Raw genomic sequence first — 15626 nt, forward strand, 5'->3', positions numbered from 1 at the left:
GATACGGTGCACGTATTCGTCGCCGCTGCGCGGCATGTCGAAGTTGATCACCAGGTCCAGGCCATCCACGTCCAAGCCACGGGCGGCAACGTCGGTGGCGACCAGGATCTTCACACCACCGGCCTTCAGGCGATCGATGGCCAGCTTACGGTCCTTCTGGTCCTTTTCACCGTGCAGCACGAACGCCTTGTATTCCTGAGCCACCAGGCGACCGTAGATGCGGTCGGCAGCAGCGCGGGTGTTGGTGAACACGATGGCCTTCTGATAGGTCTCGTTGGCCAACAGCCAGTTGAGGATCTGCTCTTTGTGCACGTTGTGGTCGGCGGTGATGATCTGCTGACGCGTGGTCGCGTTCAGGTCGCTGACATTGTTGACCTGCAAGTGCTCAGGGTTGTTCAGCACCTTGGCGACCATGTCACGCAGGGTCGAGCCGCCGGTGGTGGCGGAGAACAGCATGGTCTGCTGGCGGTTGACGCACTCGCCGACCAAGCGCTGCACGTCATCGGCAAAGCCCATGTCGAGCATACGGTCGGCTTCGTCGAGCACCAGCACTTCGACTTCCTTGAGGTCGAGGTTGCCGGCGTTGAGTTGCTCGATCATGCGGCCCGGGGTGCCGATCAGGATATCCGGTACTTTGCGCAGCATGGCGGCCAGGACCTTGAAGTCTTCGCCGCCGGTAATGATGCCGGACTTGATGAAGGTGAACTGGGAAAAGCGCTCCACTTCCTTCAAGGTCTGCTGGGCCAGCTCGCGAGTCGGCAGCAGGATCAGGGTCTTGATACTGACGCGCACCTTGGCCGGGCCGATCAGGCGGTTCAGAACAGGCAGGACGAAAGCCGCGGTCTTGCCACTACCGGTTTGAGCTGTCACCCGCAGGTCACGCCCTTCGAGCGCGAGCGGGATGGCCGCTGCTTGCACAGGCGTAGGCTCGACAAATTTAAGCTCGGCCACGGCTTTGAGCAGGCGTTCGTGCAGGGCGAATTGGGAAAACACGGGTGCTACCTCGAAGAAATACAAAATATCAGCTGCATAGGGTAACGGTTTCGGGCGTCCAAACCGAGTTTCTTTACGCGAACGGTGCTAATCAGTTGCTTTTTTGTTAGAGCTTTTGTCGGTAAAGCCAACTTTGTCGCACTTAAATGCTCTAATCGGCCCCATCTTGCATTTAGAGGAATCGGTTTCACCCATGGATATCAAACAGCTTTGGCGCAACGTCCAAGACCTCTGGGGCGCCCTCGACGAACATCCGATGCTGCATGCCGGCCTGGGTCTGCTGGTGCTGCTGGTGGTGGCCTTGCTGGTCGGGCGGGTCGCGCGCTACCTCATCCTGCACGCAGTCAAATTGCTCGGCCGACAGCCCGCGCTGCATTGGCTCAATGATTTTCGCCATAACAAAGTCTTCCACCGCCTGGCGCAAATGACGCCATCGCTGGTGGTCCAGTTCGGCCTGTACCTGGTGCCGGACCTGAGCAAGACCGCCACCCTGTTCATCGGCAACGTGGCGCTGGCGTTCACCATCCTGTTCATGACCCTGGCCGTGAGCGCCCTGCTCAACGCCCTGCTGGATATCTACGCCCGCACCGAACATGCGCGCACCCGCTCGATCAAGGGTTATGTACAACTGGCGAAGATGGTGCTGTTCGTGTTTGCCGCGATCATCATCGTCGCCACCCTGATCGACCGTTCGCCACTGTTGCTGCTGTCAGGCCTTGGCGCCATGTCGGCGGTGATTCTGTTGGTGTACAAGGACACCCTGCTGTCGTTCGTTGCCAGTGTGCAGCTGACCAGCAACGACATGCTACGAGTCGGCGACTGGATCGAAATGCCTCAAGTGGGCGCCGATGGCGATGTAGTGGATATCACCTTGCACACGGTCAAGGTGCAGAACTTCGACAAGACCATCGTCTCCATCCCCACCTGGCGCTTGATGTCCGAATCGTTCAAGAACTGGCGCGGCATGCAAGCGTCCGGTGGGCGCCGCATCAAGCGCAGCCTGTATATCGACGCCAGCGGCGTGCGTTTCCTGCGCGACGACGAAGAAGTGCGCATGACCCAGGTGCACCTGCTCACCGACTACATCAGTCGCAAACAGGCCGAGCTCAAAGCCTGGAACGAAGCCCAGGGCCACAGCGCCCAACTGTCGGCCAACCGCCGCCGCATGACCAACCTCGGCACCTTCCGCGCCTATGCCCTGGCCTATCTGAAAAGCCACCCGGACATCCAGCCGAACATGACCTGCATGGTGCGCCAGATGCAAACCACTGCCCAGGGTGTGCCGCTGGAGATCTACTGCTTCACCCGCACCACGGCGTGGGCGGATTACGAGCGCATTCAGGGGGATATCTTCGATTACTTGCTGGCAGTGTTGCCGGAGTTCGGCCTGAGCCTGTACCAGCAGCCGAGCGGCAATGATCTACGTGCAGGTGTGTTGCCTGCGTTATTAGGCGCCAGTCATTTACCGACCCTGGAAAACAAATCTGCCTGACGCCGCCAACCCGCTATGGAAGCGGGCTTGCCCGCTCCCACAAAGGTTCAGGGGTGAGCCGGTTCCTTACGCACGCCCAACCGACTGATCCACACCGCCGCCAAAATCACCAACCCACCCAGGGCCAGTCGGCCCAGCGGCTCGTGCTGGTTCCAGATCAGCAAGTTCAACAACAGCCCAACCGGCACATGCAGGTTATTCACCACAGCGAGCGTGCCGCCATTGACCAGGCAGGCGCCCTTGTTCCACCAGTACATGCCCAGCGCGGTACTGACCAGTCCGAGAAACAGCAACACGCCCCATTGCAGCGGCGCTTCGGGCAGGAAGTTGGCCTTGCCGAACAACAGGAACGCCGGCAGCACCACCAGTAACGCCCCCAGATAGAAATAGCCGAAGCGCCGGTAATGGGGCTGATCACTCGGGTAGCGCGCCACCAGATGTTTGTACATCACCTGCCCGGCGGCATAGGTGAAGTTAGCCAGTTGCAGCAGCAAGAAACCCATGAAGAAATTCGGCGTGATCTGATCGAAGCGGATCACCGCCGCGCCGCCCACCGCCACCAGTGCGGCAATCAGCGCCCAAGGGTTGAAATGACGGTTGAGGGCGTCTTCGATCAGGGTCACGTGCAGTGGCGTGAGGATGGTGAACAGCAGCACTTCCGGCACCGTGAGCACGCGAAAGCTCAGGTACAAGCACACGTACGTCACGCCGAACTGCAGGGCGCCGATCACCAGCAGGCGGCGCATGAACGCAGGTTCCACGGAGCGCCAGCGGGTCAGCGGGATGAATATCAGCCCAGCCAGCAGCACACGCACCAGCACCGCGAAATAGCTGTCGACATGACCGGCGAGGTATTCGCCGATCAAGCTGAAGGAAAAAGCCTGAATCAGGGTGACAACCAGTAGATAGCCCATGCGCGCCTCGTTTCGAATGGGCGGGACATTAAAGGTTTTCGGCGTTTCACGAAACTCGGGGCAAAAAAAACCCGACCTCGCTAAAGCGTCAGTCGGGCAGGAGCACTCAGGAGCTACAAGTGCAAAGGGAGGTTCGATACGCGTACTTGAAGGGTTTGCGTGGGGCTAGATAAACACCACGCGATTATCTGACGATTAAAGGATCACGCGACCTGTGCCAGCAACGCCTTGGCGTGGTTGATGCCCTTCTCTTGGAAGTCACCGCTCAGGTTCACCCCTTCAGCGTGAATGAACGTCACGTCGTGAATCCCGATGAACGCCATGACCTGGCGCAGGTACGGTTCCTGATGATCAGACGTCGCGCCGGTGTGAATACCCCCGCGAGCGGTGAGCACAATCGCACGCTTGCCAGTCAGTAAACCCTGAGGGCCGGTGGCGGTGTACTTGAAGGTGACACCTGCACGCAACACGTGGTCCAGCCAGGCTTTGAGAGTGCTGGGAATGGCGAAGTTGTACATCGGTGCAGCCATCACCAATACGTCGGCGGCGAGCAATTCGTCGGTCAGTTCATTGGAGCGGTCCAGGGACGCCTGTTCAACACCGCTGCGTTGCTCGGTCGGTTTCATCCAGCCGCCGAGCAGGTTGGCGTCCAGATGTGGAACAGGATTGAGCGCCACGTCTCGTACGGTGATCTGGTCCGTCGGATGGGCGGCCTGCCATTGGCTGATGAACTGCCGGGTCAGTTGGCGGGAGATCGAATCCTGCTGGCGAGCGCTGCTTTCGATGATCAGAACGTTGGACATGGCTTTGTAGGCTCCATCTGTACTTGCTGTAAGTCGATGGAGAAAAGATTAACCAGGGCTCATTCGATAAAAAAGCGCAAAAAACTGCTATAACCCATCTAGAAATTTGTTGATAAGCGGAGTATTGCTAAGCACATGCTCCGCTGCCGCATCATTTGGGGGCACAAGCCAGGGCAATACGCATTTTGATAATGGCGCGGTTGAACTTGACCGTCGTGTTGGTGCTTTTACCCGCCGGTACCGACACCGTACGACGACGAGGGGATTCCGGGCCATTGGTAAAGATTACCGAACAGACAGCGTCATTGGCGCCGTAGTTATTCAACTGGATCGAACTGATGTCGCCGTCCACGTCGGACGCGGTGTAATCAATGCTCACGCCGTCGATCTTCTTAGTCACATCGATCGGGTAGGCAAACGCGCTCATCGGCAGCAGCGCCAGCAACACACAACAGAATTTTCTCATTCGGCAGTCTCCAATAAGGACCGCCAGCTTAGGACAAGAGGAGCTCATCTTGAAAGCGCCCCGCGTTACCCTCGATCAATGGCGCACGCTGCAAGCGGTGGTTGACCATGGCGGCTTCGCCCAGGCAGCAGAAGCGCTGCACCGTTCGCAATCCTCGGTGAGCTACACCGTGGCACGCATGCAAGACCAACTCGGGGTGCCCTTGCTGCGCATCGACGGGCGCAAGGCGGTGCTCACCGACGCCGGTGAAGTGTTGTTGCGCCGCTCCCGGCAGTTGGTGAAGAACGCCAGCCAGTTGGAAGACCTCGCCCACCATATGGAACAGGGCTGGGAAGCCGAAGTGCGGTTGGTGGTGGACGCGGCCTACCCGAATGCGCGGCTGGTACGTGCCCTCACCGCGTTCATGCCGCAAAGCCGAGGCTGTCGCGTACGCTTGCGCGAGGAGGTGTTGTCCGGCGTGGAAGAGTTGCTGATCGATGGCATGGCCGACCTGGCGATCTGTGGGTTCATCATCCCGGGTTACCTGGGCACGGAAATGAGCGACGTGGAGTTCATTGCCGTGGCCCATCCCGACCACTCGCTGCACCGCCTGAACCGCGAGCTGAGTTTCCACGACCTGGAGAGCCAGATGCAGGTGGTGATCCGCGACTCCGGGCGTCAACAGCCACGGGACGTCGGCTGGCTTGGTGCCGAACAGCGCTGGACAGTCGGCAGCCTGCCCACTGCCGCCACGTTCGTCAGCAGCGGCCTGGGCTTTGCCTGGCTGCCCCGGCACCTGATCGAGCGGGAACTCAAGGAAGGCCTGCTCAAGCAGCTACCCTTGGAAAAAGGCGGCAGCCGCAACCCGACGTTCTACCTGTACTCGAACAAGGACAAACCCCTGGGGCCGGCCACGCAGATCCTCGTGGAACTGCTGCGCACCTTTGACACGGCGCCCCTGGACGCGCCTTTCGCCGCCCCACGACAAGCCTGAAACGGAGTTCACCCATGGCCTGGTTCGATCACGAAGGCTGCAGCCTGCACTACGAGGAATATGGGCACGGCGCCCCGCTGATCCTGATCCATGGCCTGGGCTCCAGCAGCCAGGATTGGGAGTTGCAGATTCCGGTACTGGCCAAGCATTACCGCCTGATCGTGGTGGACGTGCGTGGTCATGGGCGCTCGGACAAACCCCGTGAGCGCTACAGCATTCCTGGCTTCACCTTCGACCTGATCGCCCTGATCGAACACCTGAACCTGCCACCCGTCCATGTGGTGGGCCTGTCCATGGGTGGCATGATCGCCTTCCAGTTGGCGGTGGACGAGCCCGGCCTGGTCAAGAGCCTGTGTATCGTCAACAGCGCGCCCGAGGTCAAAGTGCACAGTGCCGATGATTATTGGCAGTGGGCCAAGCGCTGGAGCCTGGCACGCCTGCTCAGCCTGGCCACCATTGGCAAGGCCCTCGGTGACCGGCTATTCCCCAAACCGCACCAGGCGGACCTTCGACACAAGATGGCCGAGCGCTGGGCAAAAAACGACAAACGTGCTTATCTCGCCAGCTTCGACGCAATTGTAGGTTGGGGCGTACAGGAACAACTTTCCAGGATTCCCTGTCCAACCCTGGTCATCAGCGCCGACCACGACTACACCCCCGTGGCGCAGAAAGAAAACTATGTAAAACTGCTGCCCAATGCGCGGCTGGTGGTGATCAAGGATTCCCGCCATGCCACGCCCTTGGATCAACCCGAAGTCTTTAATGCCACCTTGCTCGATTTTCTAAAGACAGTCGAAACCACTACCCAGGATCACTGACCCATGCTGAAAAAAATCGCCTTCTTTACCGGTTCCGTTCTGTTCGCTGCCAACCTGATGGCCGCCGAACCCACCAAGGCGCCTCACGTACTGATCGATACCACCAACGGCCAGATCGAAATCGAACTGGACCCGGTCAAGGCACCGATCAGCACCAAGAACTTCCTGGCCTACGTCGATAAGGGCTTCTACACCAACACGATTTTTCACCGTGTGATCCCGGGCTTCATGGTCCAGGGCGGCGGTTTCACCGCGCAGATGTCGCAAAAGCCGACCGAAGCGCCGATCAAGAACGAAGCCAGCAATGGCCTGCATAACGTACGTGGCACCTTGTCCATGGCGCGCACCAATGACCCGAACTCGGCCACCAGCCAATTCTTCATCAACGTAGCTGACAATGCGTTCCTCGACCCGGGTCGTGACGCCGGTTACGCGGTGTTCGCCAAGGTCGTCAAGGGCATGGACGTCGTCGACATCATCGTCAATTCCCAGACCACCACCAAACAAGGCATGCAGAATGTGCCAATCGACCCTGTTGTGATCAAGTCGGCCAAGCGCATCGACTGAGGTCTACAGGCAGCTCCGCGCGTGGCCTACAAGGCCGCGCGCGCATTTGAAAGGAGAGCCCGCACGGCGGGTGTCAAACTTAATGCTCTATCGTCGCTTTGAACAACTGATCGATATCTTCCGCGACGCACCCAGCGCGGCCCCTCCCGATAAAGTCCTGCCCTTCTACCTCTACTACCTGCGCCAGGTGTGGCCGCATTTCGCCGCCTTGCTGGTAGTGGGCCTGATCGGTGCACTGATTGAAGTGGCGCTGTTCAGCTACCTGAGTCGCATCATCGACCTGGCACAGGGCACACCGCCCGCCAACTTCTTCCAGATCCACAGCACCGAGCTGATCTGGATGGCCGTGGTCGCCTTGCTGCTGCGTCCGATTTTCGGCGCCTTGCATGACCTGCTGGTGCACCAGACCATCAGCCCCGGCATGACTAGCCTGATCCGCTGGCAGAACCATAGCTACGTGCTCAAGCAGAGCCTGAACTTCTTCCAGAATGACTTCGCCGGGCGCATCGCCCAGCGCATCATGCAAACCGGCAACTCCTTGCGCGACTCCGCCGTGGCGGCGGTGGATGCGATCTGGCACGTGGCGATCTACGCCATCAGCTCCCTGGTGTTGTTTGCCGAGGCCGACTGGCGCCTGATGATCCCGTTGGTGACCTGGATCATCTGCTACAGCCTGGCACTACGCTATTTCGTTCCGCGCGTAAAAGAACGCTCGGTGATTTCCTCCGAGGCGCGCTCCAAACTGATGGGACGGATCGTCGATGGCTACACCAACATCACGACCTTGAAACTGTTCGCCCACACCCGGTACGAACAGGAGTATGCCAAGGAAGCGATCATCGAGCAGACCGAAAAAACCCAGCTGGCCAGCCGCGTCGTCACCAGCATGGACATCGTGATCACCACCATGAACGGCCTGCTGATCGTCACCACCACCGGCCTGGCCCTGTGGCTGTGGACCCAGTCGCTGATTTCCGTCGGTGCCATTGCCCTGGCCACCGGCCTGGTGATTCGCATCGTCAACATGTCCGGTTGGATCATGTGGGTGGTCAACGGTATTTTCGAAAACATCGGCCAGGTGCAGGACGGCCTGAAAACCATTGCCCAGCCACTGGCCGTGATCGACCGTGACCACGCCCCGCGTCTGACGGTACCCCGCGGTGAAGTGCGCTTTGAGCAAGTGGATTTTCACTACGGCAAAAAGAGCGGAATCATTGGCGGCCTGGACCTTGAGATCAAAGCGGGTGAGAAAATCGGCTTGATCGGCCCCTCGGGCGCCGGCAAGTCGACCCTGGTCAACCTGCTGCTGCGCCTGTACGACCTGCAAGGCGGGCGCATCCTGATTGACGGCCAGAACATCGCCGAGGTGGCCCAGGAATCCCTGCGCGAACAGATCGGCATGATCACCCAAGACACCTCATTACTGCACCGTTCGATCCGCGACAACCTGCTGTACGGCAAGCCCGACGCCACCGACGAAGAACTCTGGGCCGCAGTACGCAAGGCGCGCGCAGACGAGTTCATCCCGCTGCTGTCGGACTCCGAGGGCCGCACCGGCCTGGATGCCCATGTCGGCGAACGTGGTGTGAAACTCTCCGGCGGCCAGCGCCAGCGGATTGCGATTGCCCGAGTGCTGCTCAAGGACGCTCCTATCCTGATCATGGACGAAGCCACCTCGGCCCTCGATTCGGAAGTGGAAGCGGCGATCCAGGAAAGCCTCGAGACCCTGATGCAAGGCAAGACCGTGATCGCCATCGCCCACCGACTCTCGACCATTGCTCGGATGGACCGGCTGGTGGTGCTGGAAAAGGGACAGATTGCCGAAAGCGGCAGCCATGCCGAGCTACTCGCTCATCGCGGGTTGTATGCGCGGCTGTGGCAGCACCAGACGGGAGGTTTTGTAGGCATCGACTGACCTCAGCCGGTCATGACTGCCTCCCCAAATCCGAACAATTCTGACAGTTTTCTCTATCGCACTGGTCATGCGCCACAATCCTGCTGTACTGCAATCAGGAACCAGGAAGGTCCTGACGTAAGACTGCAAGGACGCATCACCGACCAGTTAACTAGATAGAGCAATCTACTAAGGACGTGTTCATGTCTTCTTTGTTCAAACGTTCCGTTACGGAAGGGTTAGGTACGTTTTGGCTGGTGCTGGGTGGCTGCGGGAGTGCGGTGTTGGCCGCAGCGTTTCCCAACGTCGGGATCGGCCTACTCGGTGTGGCCCTCGCGTTTGGGCTCACCGTGCTGACCATGGCCTTTGCTATCGGTCATATCAGCGGTTGTCACCTGAACCCGGCAGTATCGGTTGGGCTGGTAGTGGGCGGACGGTTTCCGGCCAAGGAGTTACCGGCCTACATCGTGGCGCAGGTCATCGGTGGCATCGTCGCCGCTGCACTGTTGTACTTCATTGCCAGCGGCAAACCCGGCTTTGAGCTGGCCAGCGGCCTGGCCTCCAATGGCTATGGCGAGCATTCACCTGGTGGTTACTCGATGGCGGCAGGCTTTGTCACTGAGTTGGTGATGACAGCGATGTTTGTGCTGATCATCCTCGGCGCAACCGACCGCCGTGCCCCTGCGGGTTTGGCGCCGATTGCCATTGGCCTGGCCCTGACCCTGATCCACTTGATCTCGATCCCCGTCACCAACACCTCAGTCAACCCGGCCCGTAGTACCGGCCCGGCATTGATCGTCGGTGGATGGGCGATCCAGCAGTTGTGGATGTTCTGGCTGGCGCCGATCCTCGGCGCAGTAGTCGGCGGTGTGGTTTATCGCTGGCTGGGCAAAGAAGAGACGGTCTAACCTGAACGAGTTCAGCCCTGCCGGGGCTGAACTCAGCCCTGATGAGCCTGCATATACTGGCGCAATAGCTGGTTAATACGCGTCTGGTAGCCAGAACCTTGCCCTTTGAACCACTCCAACACATCAGCATCAAGTCGAATTGTGACTGCCTGCTTTACGGGGACACGTAATTCAGCACGGCGGAAAAATTCAGCGTCTAGCTCAGGCATATCGCTGGTGTCGATTTCTTCATCATTCATTTTGGCCAAGCGCTCCCAATCAGTTTTCGATGTTTGCGTCATAGTATTTGGCCTCCTTCTTGGTTGCTTTTCGGGCGGAGATGATACGAATCACATCACCACTCCGTTCGGTGTATACGACCACACCCATTAACAATTTGATCCAGCCGATACTGATCCAACGCTCTTCACCATAATCCACTCGATCATCGCGCAAGGCCAGCATTGGATGCCTGAAGATGTCTGGAACGTCATTAAAATCGATGCCGTGCTTCAATATATTGGCTTTGTTCTTGGATTCATCCCATTCAAAAAGCATGGCACGTCCTGTATGTACTTTTGTACATACAGAATAGCGATTTCGCTCCTTCTTGAAAGCACTGCCTGACCGATGGTTCAGCCCTGCCGATAAGGCAAAGCTGCCCTCGCCTCTTCGGCATACGCCGCAATGCCTACGCGTTCACGCTCAAGAAAATCCTCCACGGCATGCTTCAACCCGGGATGGCGCAGGTAGTGCCATGAATGGGTAATCACTGGCTCAAAGCCACGAATCAACTTGTGCTCGCCCTGGGCGCCGGCGTCGAAGCGTTGCACGCCATGGGCGATGGCGTAGTCCATACCCTGATAGAAACACGTCTCGAAATGCAGTCGGTCGAACTCCGCCAGACAACCCCAGTAGCGGCCGTAGAAGCTGCCCCCGCCGATCAGGCTGAACGCCATGGCTACCGGGCGTGAACCTTGTTTGGCGAGTACCACGCGAATCGCCTCGGGCATGCGCTCGGCCAGCAGACTGAAGAATGCACGGGTCAGATAGGGGGATTGTCGACGTACTGCGTAGGTATTGGCGTAGCAGGCGTAGACAAAGTCCCACTGGGCTTCGCTCAGTTCATGGCCTTGCAGCCATTCAAAGTCGATACCCTGCCCGGCCACTTGCTCGCGCTCTTTGCGCATCTGCTTGCGCTTGCGTGAACTCAGGGCGTCGAGAAAGTCCTGGAAGTCACGATAGCCACGGTTTTGCCAATGAAACTGGCAACCCAGGCGCTGCAACCAACCCGACTGCTGAGCCAATGCATCGTCGGCCAACGGGTCGGTGAAATTGATATGGGCACTGGAGAGCCCTTCGATTTCCAGGTAGCCGGGCAGGCTATTGAGCAGCTCAAAACCATCTTGCACATTCGCCGCCAGCAAGCGCGGCCCACTGACCGGGCTGAACGGCACCGCCGTCAGCAACTTGGGGTAGTAATCGATGCCCGCGCGCTCACAAGCATCTGCCCAACCGTGATCAAACACGTACTCGCCATAGGAATGCCATTTGCGATAGCTGGGCAGTGCCGCCACCAAACGATCGCCCTCCCAATGCAGCAAATGTTCCGGCTGCCAGCCAGACTGCGGCCCCAGGCTGGCGCTGTCTTCCAGTGCACTCAAGAACGCATGCCGCACAAAAGGTTGGGCCTGCGGTACTAGCGCATCCCAAACCTCTGGGGTGATTTCGGACAGGCTGTCCAGACGTTGCAGCGGCATCGGCATCCTCACTGTTGCGGGGCATGAAAGCCCGGCGAGTATCGCCTATCGCGGCCTTGGGCACACCTCGAAACGAGCCAGACAAAGGTCGAAACAATTAGTTCCATTCTTAAATAATTTGTCATCTACATGAAATCACTTCGCCACTACTGCGTCATAAACCATCGCGATACTGACGCCTGTTTTTAGAGCGCCCGGTTCTATAAGGCGGCTATTTTCCGTCCGTCATCGGTCGGTTGTGTCCTGGATGGTTTGCCATCCCTCCTCACTTTCGGAGATTGATATGCGTCTTGCTTCCACTAAAACTGCGGCGGTCCTGTGCGGCGGCCTGCTGATGGCCCTGAGCGTTCCTGCCAGCGCCGCAGTCGACGCTAAATTGCTCGACATGCTCAAGGCCAACGGCCAGATCACTGCGGCGCAGTACACCGAACTGCAAGCGGAATTGGCCAAAGACCAGAAAGAAAAGCAGATCGCACAGCAAGCTCAACAAGAGACCAACGAGCAGATCGCGGCCACCGCGAAAAAAACCAACGACCTGAGCGTGTTCGACCAGAAGCTGGCCTGGGCCGCCAAGACCCAGTTCAAGGGTGACGTACGCTTCCGTCAGGAAACCGTGAAGATCCAGGGCGAATCCAATAACGGCGGCCGCGACAAAGACCGCCAGCGCATCCGCGCCCGTCTGGGTGCCTACACCGAAATCAACTCGCAAGTGGACACTGGCATCCGTATCGCCACCGGTAGCAGCGACGATGCCCGCTCCACCAACCAGGACCAGGACAACTACTTCGACAAGAAGTCGATCTGGCTGGACCTCGGCTACATCGACTACCACCCGGACCAGATCAAGAACCTGCACGTGATCGGCGGTAAAATGCTCCAGCCGTGGGTGAACATGGGCGACGTGATCTGGGATAGCGACATCAACCCGGAAGGTCTGGCCCTGACCTACAAATACCCACTGGGTAGCAGCGCCGAACTGTTCGGCAGCATCGGCAACTACAACCTCAAGGACAACGTAGATGGCGACGGCGTGCAGTTCCGCCACGACCTGCGCCTGACGTCCGGTCAGCTGGGGACGCGCTTCTCGGTCACCGACAACCTGAAAATGACCTTGGGCGGCAGCGTCTACGCCTACCAGAACGATAAAGACAGCCGCTGCACCACGACCACCACGCCTTGCGCACTGGCGGTCAACGGCAACTCGGCCAACAACCAATTCCGTCTGTATGAAGGCTTTGCCCAAGCCGACATCGGCGGCCTGGCTGTGCCCCTGGCGTTTTATGGTCAGTACGTGAAAAACAATGATGCCGTGACCGACCAGGACACCGCCTGGTTGCTGGGTGCCAAGTCCAAGGTGTTCGGTTTCAACCTGGACTACAACTACCGCGACATTCAACGTGATGCAGTGGTCGGCGCCTTCACCGACTCGGACTTCGCCAACGGCACCACAGGTTCGCGCGGTCACAAGTTCAAGGTCAGCTACGACATCGACAAGAACTTTGCCCTCGGTGCCACTTACTTCCTGACCAAGGCCGACTACTCCAGCCGTACCCAGCGTGATGCCAACACCAACACCTTGCAGTTGGATGCTGAAGCCAAGTTCTAAATGTGTGTGTAACAAGCCTTGGGCCAGGACGGCCCAAGGTGTTTTCAACAGCCTTGCGTGGGTGGGTCGATCCCCATCATCCGTTAGATTCCCCCATGCGAGTCTGCCTTTGCCCCGCCTCTACTGATCTTTCAGCCGTTCGGCAACCAGCCGCTCAGCCAGCGCATCAGCATCCTTTACCGGTTCTTCCGGCATGATCTTCAACGTCGCCTGCATCAAGCGCATCTGACGGATAAATCGCCGGCAGTTAGGGCAGAACATCAGGTGATGACGCACCAGCAGACGCTCACGAAAGGTCAGTTGCCCATCGAGGTAGTCACTGGATCGCGCCACTTGTTCTTTACAGGTCAACATTCGCCCGTTTCCTCAAAATGCTCCACCGTGGCGAAGACTTTAAGCCGTGCTCGATGCAACAGCACACGGACATTGGAGAGTGAGAGGGTCAGAAGATTACAGATCTCCTCCAACTCCAGGCCCTGGCGTTCGCGCAGTACCAGTACGCTGCTTTGCAGCTCCGACAAACTCAGAATCGTATGCTCGAGGCACTTGCGCAGCTCATCCTCGGTCAACAGGGCTTCCGGAGTGTCTTGATGCCAGGCAAAGGGTGCGACGGCCCAGTGGCCGTCGGCGGGTACGAAGCGATCATCGCCGATGGTGCCGTGGGGCGAAGGCAAATCGTCGAGCAAGACTTCCCGGCGATATTGTTTATAGCGCCCCTTGGCAGCGTTGGCGGTAATTGTCAGCAGCCAGGTCTTGAGGCTGGAACGCCCTTCGAACTTGGCCAGGTTACGCACCACCGACAGCCAGGCATCCTGGACAATTTCGTCGGCGTGGCGCTGGCCGACGATGGCATAGGCCACCGCCCGCATCGCGCTCTGGTAAGTGGTGACCAATTCCTTGTAGGCCCGCTGCTCACCCTTGAGCAGTCGTTCAAGCAGGTGCGCGTCGTCCGCTGCTGCCATTGTCTACCTCAATTTCACCGTGAAACCCCGATACCAGTGGGAGCTGGCTTGCCTGCGATACAGACACCCTGGTGTATCAGTCACACCGCAGTGATGCAATTGCAAGCAAGCCCCCATATTGGACCGTGACAAACCGGTAGGTCAGCGTTTGCGCAGGATCACGCTGCCGATGGAATAGCCAGCGCCAAACGAGCTGAGTACAGCCACGGAGCCCTTCGGCAGGTCGTCCTGGTAAGTATGGAACGCAATCACCGAACCCGCCGAGCTGGTGTTGGCATAGGTATCGAGAATCACCGGCGCTTCTTCCACGCTGGCTTCGCGGCCCAGCAGTTTCTTCACGATCAGGTGATTCATGCTGAGGTTGGCCTGGTGCAGCCAGAAGCGCTTCACGTCAGTGACATTCAACTGGTTTTCCGCCAGGTGCACACCGATCAGCTCGGCCACCATCGGGCAGACATCACGAAACACCTTGCGACCTTCCTGCACGAATAGCTTGTCGGGAGCGCCGATGCCCTCTTCCGCCGTACGGTTGAGAAAGCCGAAGTTGTTGCGGATGTTGTTGGAGAACTTGGTCAGCAACTTGGTGCTCACCACGTCGAACTGATGCTCTGAGGTTGCCAGGTCGGCACGCTCCAGGACCACGGCAGTGGCTGCGTCACCAAAGATGAAGTGGCTGTCGCGATCACGGAAGTTAAGGTGACCGGTGCAGACTTCCGGGTTGACCATCAGGATCGCCCGCGCCTGGCCCAGCTGGATGCTGTTGGCGGCGTTCTGAATGCCGAAAGTGGCCGAGGAACACGCCACGTTCATGTCGAAACCGAAGCCCTCGATGCCCAGGGCTTCCTGGACCTCGATAGCGATGGCCGGGTAAGCACGTTGCAGGTTGGAGCAGGCAACGATCACACCGTCGATGTCGGCGGCAGTCTTGCCGGCACGTTGCAGGGCTTGCTCGGCGGCACCAATGGCCATCTGGCAGAGCACGGACCACTCGTCATTGCTGCGCTCGGGCAGGCGCGGGGCCATGCGCTGCGGGTCGAGAATGCCGTCTTTGTCCATCACGAAGCGGCTCTTGATACCCGAGGCTTTTTCGATGAAGGCCGCGCTGGATTCGGTCAGCGGCTGCACGTCACCGCGCTCGATGGCGGCGGCGTTTTCGCTGTTGAACTGTTGCACGTAGGCATTGAAAGACTGCACCAGCTCTTCGTTGGAGATGCTGTTAGCCGGGGTATACAGGCCAGTGCCGCTGATGACGACGTTATGCACGGTCGTTCCTCTAAATCTGTCAGGCAGAAGATATTGGTACCGTCGTACCACATTTTAAGTAGTCCAATGCCGCGCGGCGGACATCAAACTGGCAACGCTTTATTCCATCGCGTCGTGGTGACGACGATCCCGGCATTTATAACGGCGAAGTTTGCCACAACGCCGGCGATTTGGCGCCATAAGCCATACAAACACCTAAATGTGGGAAGGGCTTGCCCCCGATAGCGG

General features: G+C 58.8%; 17 protein-coding genes. 7 read left to right on the plus strand and 10 right to left on the minus strand.

Annotation, left to right across the window (positions count from 1 at the left end):
• On the minus strand, positions 1–993 hold a 993-nt coding region (locus ACRESD_RS05020; RefSeq protein WP_431749909.1), incomplete at its 3' end, for a DEAD/DEAH box helicase.
• 193 nt (positions 994–1186) lie between these two features.
• Here ACRESD_RS05020 and ACRESD_RS05025 point away from each other — a divergent pair.
• Positions 1187–2485: a mechanosensitive ion channel family protein gene (locus ACRESD_RS05025; protein WP_431749910.1), complete on the plus strand. Its 1299-nt coding sequence runs from the start codon at positions 1187–1189 to the stop codon at positions 2483–2485.
• A 47-nt stretch (positions 2486–2532) separates the two neighbouring features.
• On the opposite strand, the gene ACRESD_RS05030 is transcribed toward ACRESD_RS05025, so the two are convergent.
• From ACRESD_RS05030 to ACRESD_RS05040, 3 genes are all read right to left on the minus strand, one after another.
• Positions 2533–3399: a carboxylate/amino acid/amine transporter gene (locus tag ACRESD_RS05030; protein WP_431749911.1), complete on the minus strand. Its 867-nt coding sequence runs from the start codon at positions 3397–3399 to the stop codon at positions 2533–2535.
• Between the two features lie 203 nt (positions 3400–3602).
• Positions 3603–4202, minus strand: coding sequence for an FMN-dependent NADH-azoreductase (locus tag ACRESD_RS05035; protein ID WP_431749912.1), 600 nt, complete (start codon positions 4200–4202; stop codon positions 3603–3605).
• Positions 4203–4353: 151 nt separating this feature from the next.
• Positions 4354–4668, minus strand: coding sequence for a 3-phosphoglycerate kinase (locus ACRESD_RS05040; protein WP_431749913.1), 315 nt, complete (start codon positions 4666–4668; stop codon positions 4354–4356).
• Between the two features lie 49 nt (positions 4669–4717).
• Here ACRESD_RS05040 and ACRESD_RS05045 point away from each other — a divergent pair, with 49 nt between their 5' ends.
• From ACRESD_RS05045 to aqpZ, 5 genes are all read left to right on the plus strand, one after another.
• On the plus strand, positions 4718–5641 hold the full coding sequence (locus ACRESD_RS05045; protein WP_431749914.1) for a LysR family transcriptional regulator: 924 nt from the start codon (positions 4718–4720) through the stop codon (positions 5639–5641).
• A 14-nt stretch (positions 5642–5655) separates the two neighbouring features.
• On the plus strand, positions 5656–6459 hold the full coding sequence (locus ACRESD_RS05050) for an alpha/beta fold hydrolase (RefSeq protein WP_431749915.1): 804 nt from the start codon (positions 5656–5658) through the stop codon (positions 6457–6459).
• 3 nt (positions 6460–6462) lie between these two features.
• Complete coding sequence (locus ACRESD_RS05055; RefSeq protein WP_431749916.1) at positions 6463–7026, plus strand: peptidylprolyl isomerase; 564 nt, start codon at positions 6463–6465, stop codon at positions 7024–7026.
• An 82-nt stretch (positions 7027–7108) separates the two neighbouring features.
• A complete protein-coding gene (locus tag ACRESD_RS05060; RefSeq protein ID WP_431749917.1) occupies positions 7109–8941 on the plus strand; it encodes an ABC transporter ATP-binding protein in 1833 nt (610 codons plus the stop codon).
• A 182-nt stretch (positions 8942–9123) separates the two neighbouring features.
• Positions 9124–9828 (plus strand): aquaporin Z, encoded by a 705-nt coding sequence (gene aqpZ / locus ACRESD_RS05065; protein WP_431749918.1) that lies wholly within the window; start codon positions 9124–9126, stop codon positions 9826–9828.
• 32 nt (positions 9829–9860) lie between these two features.
• Here the strand turns inward: aqpZ and ACRESD_RS05070 are convergent, their stop codons facing one another.
• From ACRESD_RS05070 to ACRESD_RS05080, 3 genes are all read right to left on the minus strand, one after another.
• The gene (locus ACRESD_RS05070; protein WP_431749919.1) at positions 9861–10109 is read right to left on the minus strand and encodes a BrnA antitoxin family protein; all 249 of its coding nucleotides are present in this window, start codon (positions 10107–10109) and stop codon (positions 9861–9863) included.
• A complete protein-coding gene (locus tag ACRESD_RS05075; RefSeq protein WP_431749920.1) occupies positions 10087–10365 on the minus strand; it encodes a BrnT family toxin in 279 nt (92 codons plus the stop codon). The genes ACRESD_RS05070 and ACRESD_RS05075 overlap by 23 nt, the downstream gene beginning before the upstream one ends.
• A 77-nt stretch (positions 10366–10442) precedes the next feature.
• Positions 10443–11567 carry a GNAT family N-acetyltransferase gene (locus tag ACRESD_RS05080; RefSeq protein ID WP_431749921.1) on the minus strand — a complete coding sequence of 375 codons (1125 nt, stop codon included), beginning with the start codon at positions 11565–11567 and terminating at the stop codon, positions 10443–10445.
• Positions 11568–11850: 283 nt separating this feature from the next.
• Between ACRESD_RS05080 and ACRESD_RS05085 the strand changes: the two genes are divergently transcribed.
• The gene (locus tag ACRESD_RS05085; protein ID WP_431749922.1) at positions 11851–13173 is read left to right on the plus strand and encodes a putative porin; all 1323 of its coding nucleotides are present in this window, start codon (positions 11851–11853) and stop codon (positions 13171–13173) included.
• Between the two features lie 120 nt (positions 13174–13293).
• On the opposite strand, the gene ACRESD_RS05090 is transcribed toward ACRESD_RS05085, so the two are convergent.
• The 3 genes from ACRESD_RS05090 to ACRESD_RS05100 form a co-directional block, all read right to left on the minus strand.
• Complete coding sequence (locus tag ACRESD_RS05090; protein ID WP_431749923.1) at positions 13294–13527, minus strand: anti-sigma factor family protein; 234 nt, start codon at positions 13525–13527, stop codon at positions 13294–13296.
• The gene (locus ACRESD_RS05095; RefSeq protein ID WP_431749924.1) at positions 13521–14135 is read right to left on the minus strand and encodes an RNA polymerase sigma factor; all 615 of its coding nucleotides are present in this window, start codon (positions 14133–14135) and stop codon (positions 13521–13523) included. The genes ACRESD_RS05090 and ACRESD_RS05095 overlap by 7 nt, the downstream gene beginning before the upstream one ends.
• A 141-nt stretch (positions 14136–14276) precedes the next feature.
• Complete coding sequence (locus ACRESD_RS05100; protein ID WP_431749925.1) at positions 14277–15398, minus strand: beta-ketoacyl-ACP synthase III; 1122 nt, start codon at positions 15396–15398, stop codon at positions 14277–14279.
• Positions 15399–15626: the final 228 nt, after the last annotated feature.

This window comes from Pseudomonas sp. (genome assembly GCF_050739995.1).
Taxonomy (GTDB): Bacteria; Pseudomonadota; Gammaproteobacteria; order Pseudomonadales; family Pseudomonadaceae; genus Aquipseudomonas.

Bases quoted from the DNA above. Each gene is read 5' to 3' on its own strand.
- ACRESD_RS05095 (WP_431749924.1), bottom strand. From the start codon at position 14,135: ATGGCAGCAGCGGACGACGCGCACCTGCTTGAACGACTGCTCAAGGGT.
- ACRESD_RS05030 (WP_431749911.1), bottom strand. From the start codon at position 3,399: ATGGGCTATCTACTGGTTGTCACCCTGATTCAGGCTTTTTCCTTCAGC.
- ACRESD_RS05075 (WP_431749920.1), bottom strand. From the start codon at position 10,365: ATGCTTTTTGAATGGGATGAATCCAAGAACAAAGCCAATATATTGAAG.
- ACRESD_RS05060 (WP_431749917.1), top strand. From the start codon at position 7,109: ATGCTCTATCGTCGCTTTGAACAACTGATCGATATCTTCCGCGACGCA.
- ACRESD_RS05025 (WP_431749910.1), top strand. From the start codon at position 1,187: ATGGATATCAAACAGCTTTGGCGCAACGTCCAAGACCTCTGGGGCGCC.
- ACRESD_RS05035 (WP_431749912.1), bottom strand. From the start codon at position 4,202: ATGTCCAACGTTCTGATCATCGAAAGCAGCGCTCGCCAGCAGGATTCG.
- aqpZ (WP_431749918.1), top strand. From the start codon at position 9,124: ATGTCTTCTTTGTTCAAACGTTCCGTTACGGAAGGGTTAGGTACGTTT.
- ACRESD_RS05090 (WP_431749923.1), bottom strand. From the start codon at position 13,527: ATGTTGACCTGTAAAGAACAAGTGGCGCGATCCAGTGACTACCTCGAT.
- ACRESD_RS05055 (WP_431749916.1), top strand. From the start codon at position 6,463: ATGCTGAAAAAAATCGCCTTCTTTACCGGTTCCGTTCTGTTCGCTGCC.
- ACRESD_RS05040 (WP_431749913.1), bottom strand. From the start codon at position 4,668: ATGAGAAAATTCTGTTGTGTGTTGCTGGCGCTGCTGCCGATGAGCGCG.
- ACRESD_RS05050 (WP_431749915.1), top strand. From the start codon at position 5,656: ATGGCCTGGTTCGATCACGAAGGCTGCAGCCTGCACTACGAGGAATAT.
- ACRESD_RS05085 (WP_431749922.1), top strand. From the start codon at position 11,851: ATGCGTCTTGCTTCCACTAAAACTGCGGCGGTCCTGTGCGGCGGCCTG.
- ACRESD_RS05080 (WP_431749921.1), bottom strand. From the start codon at position 11,567: ATGCCGCTGCAACGTCTGGACAGCCTGTCCGAAATCACCCCAGAGGTT.
- ACRESD_RS05070 (WP_431749919.1), bottom strand. From the start codon at position 10,109: ATGACGCAAACATCGAAAACTGATTGGGAGCGCTTGGCCAAAATGAAT.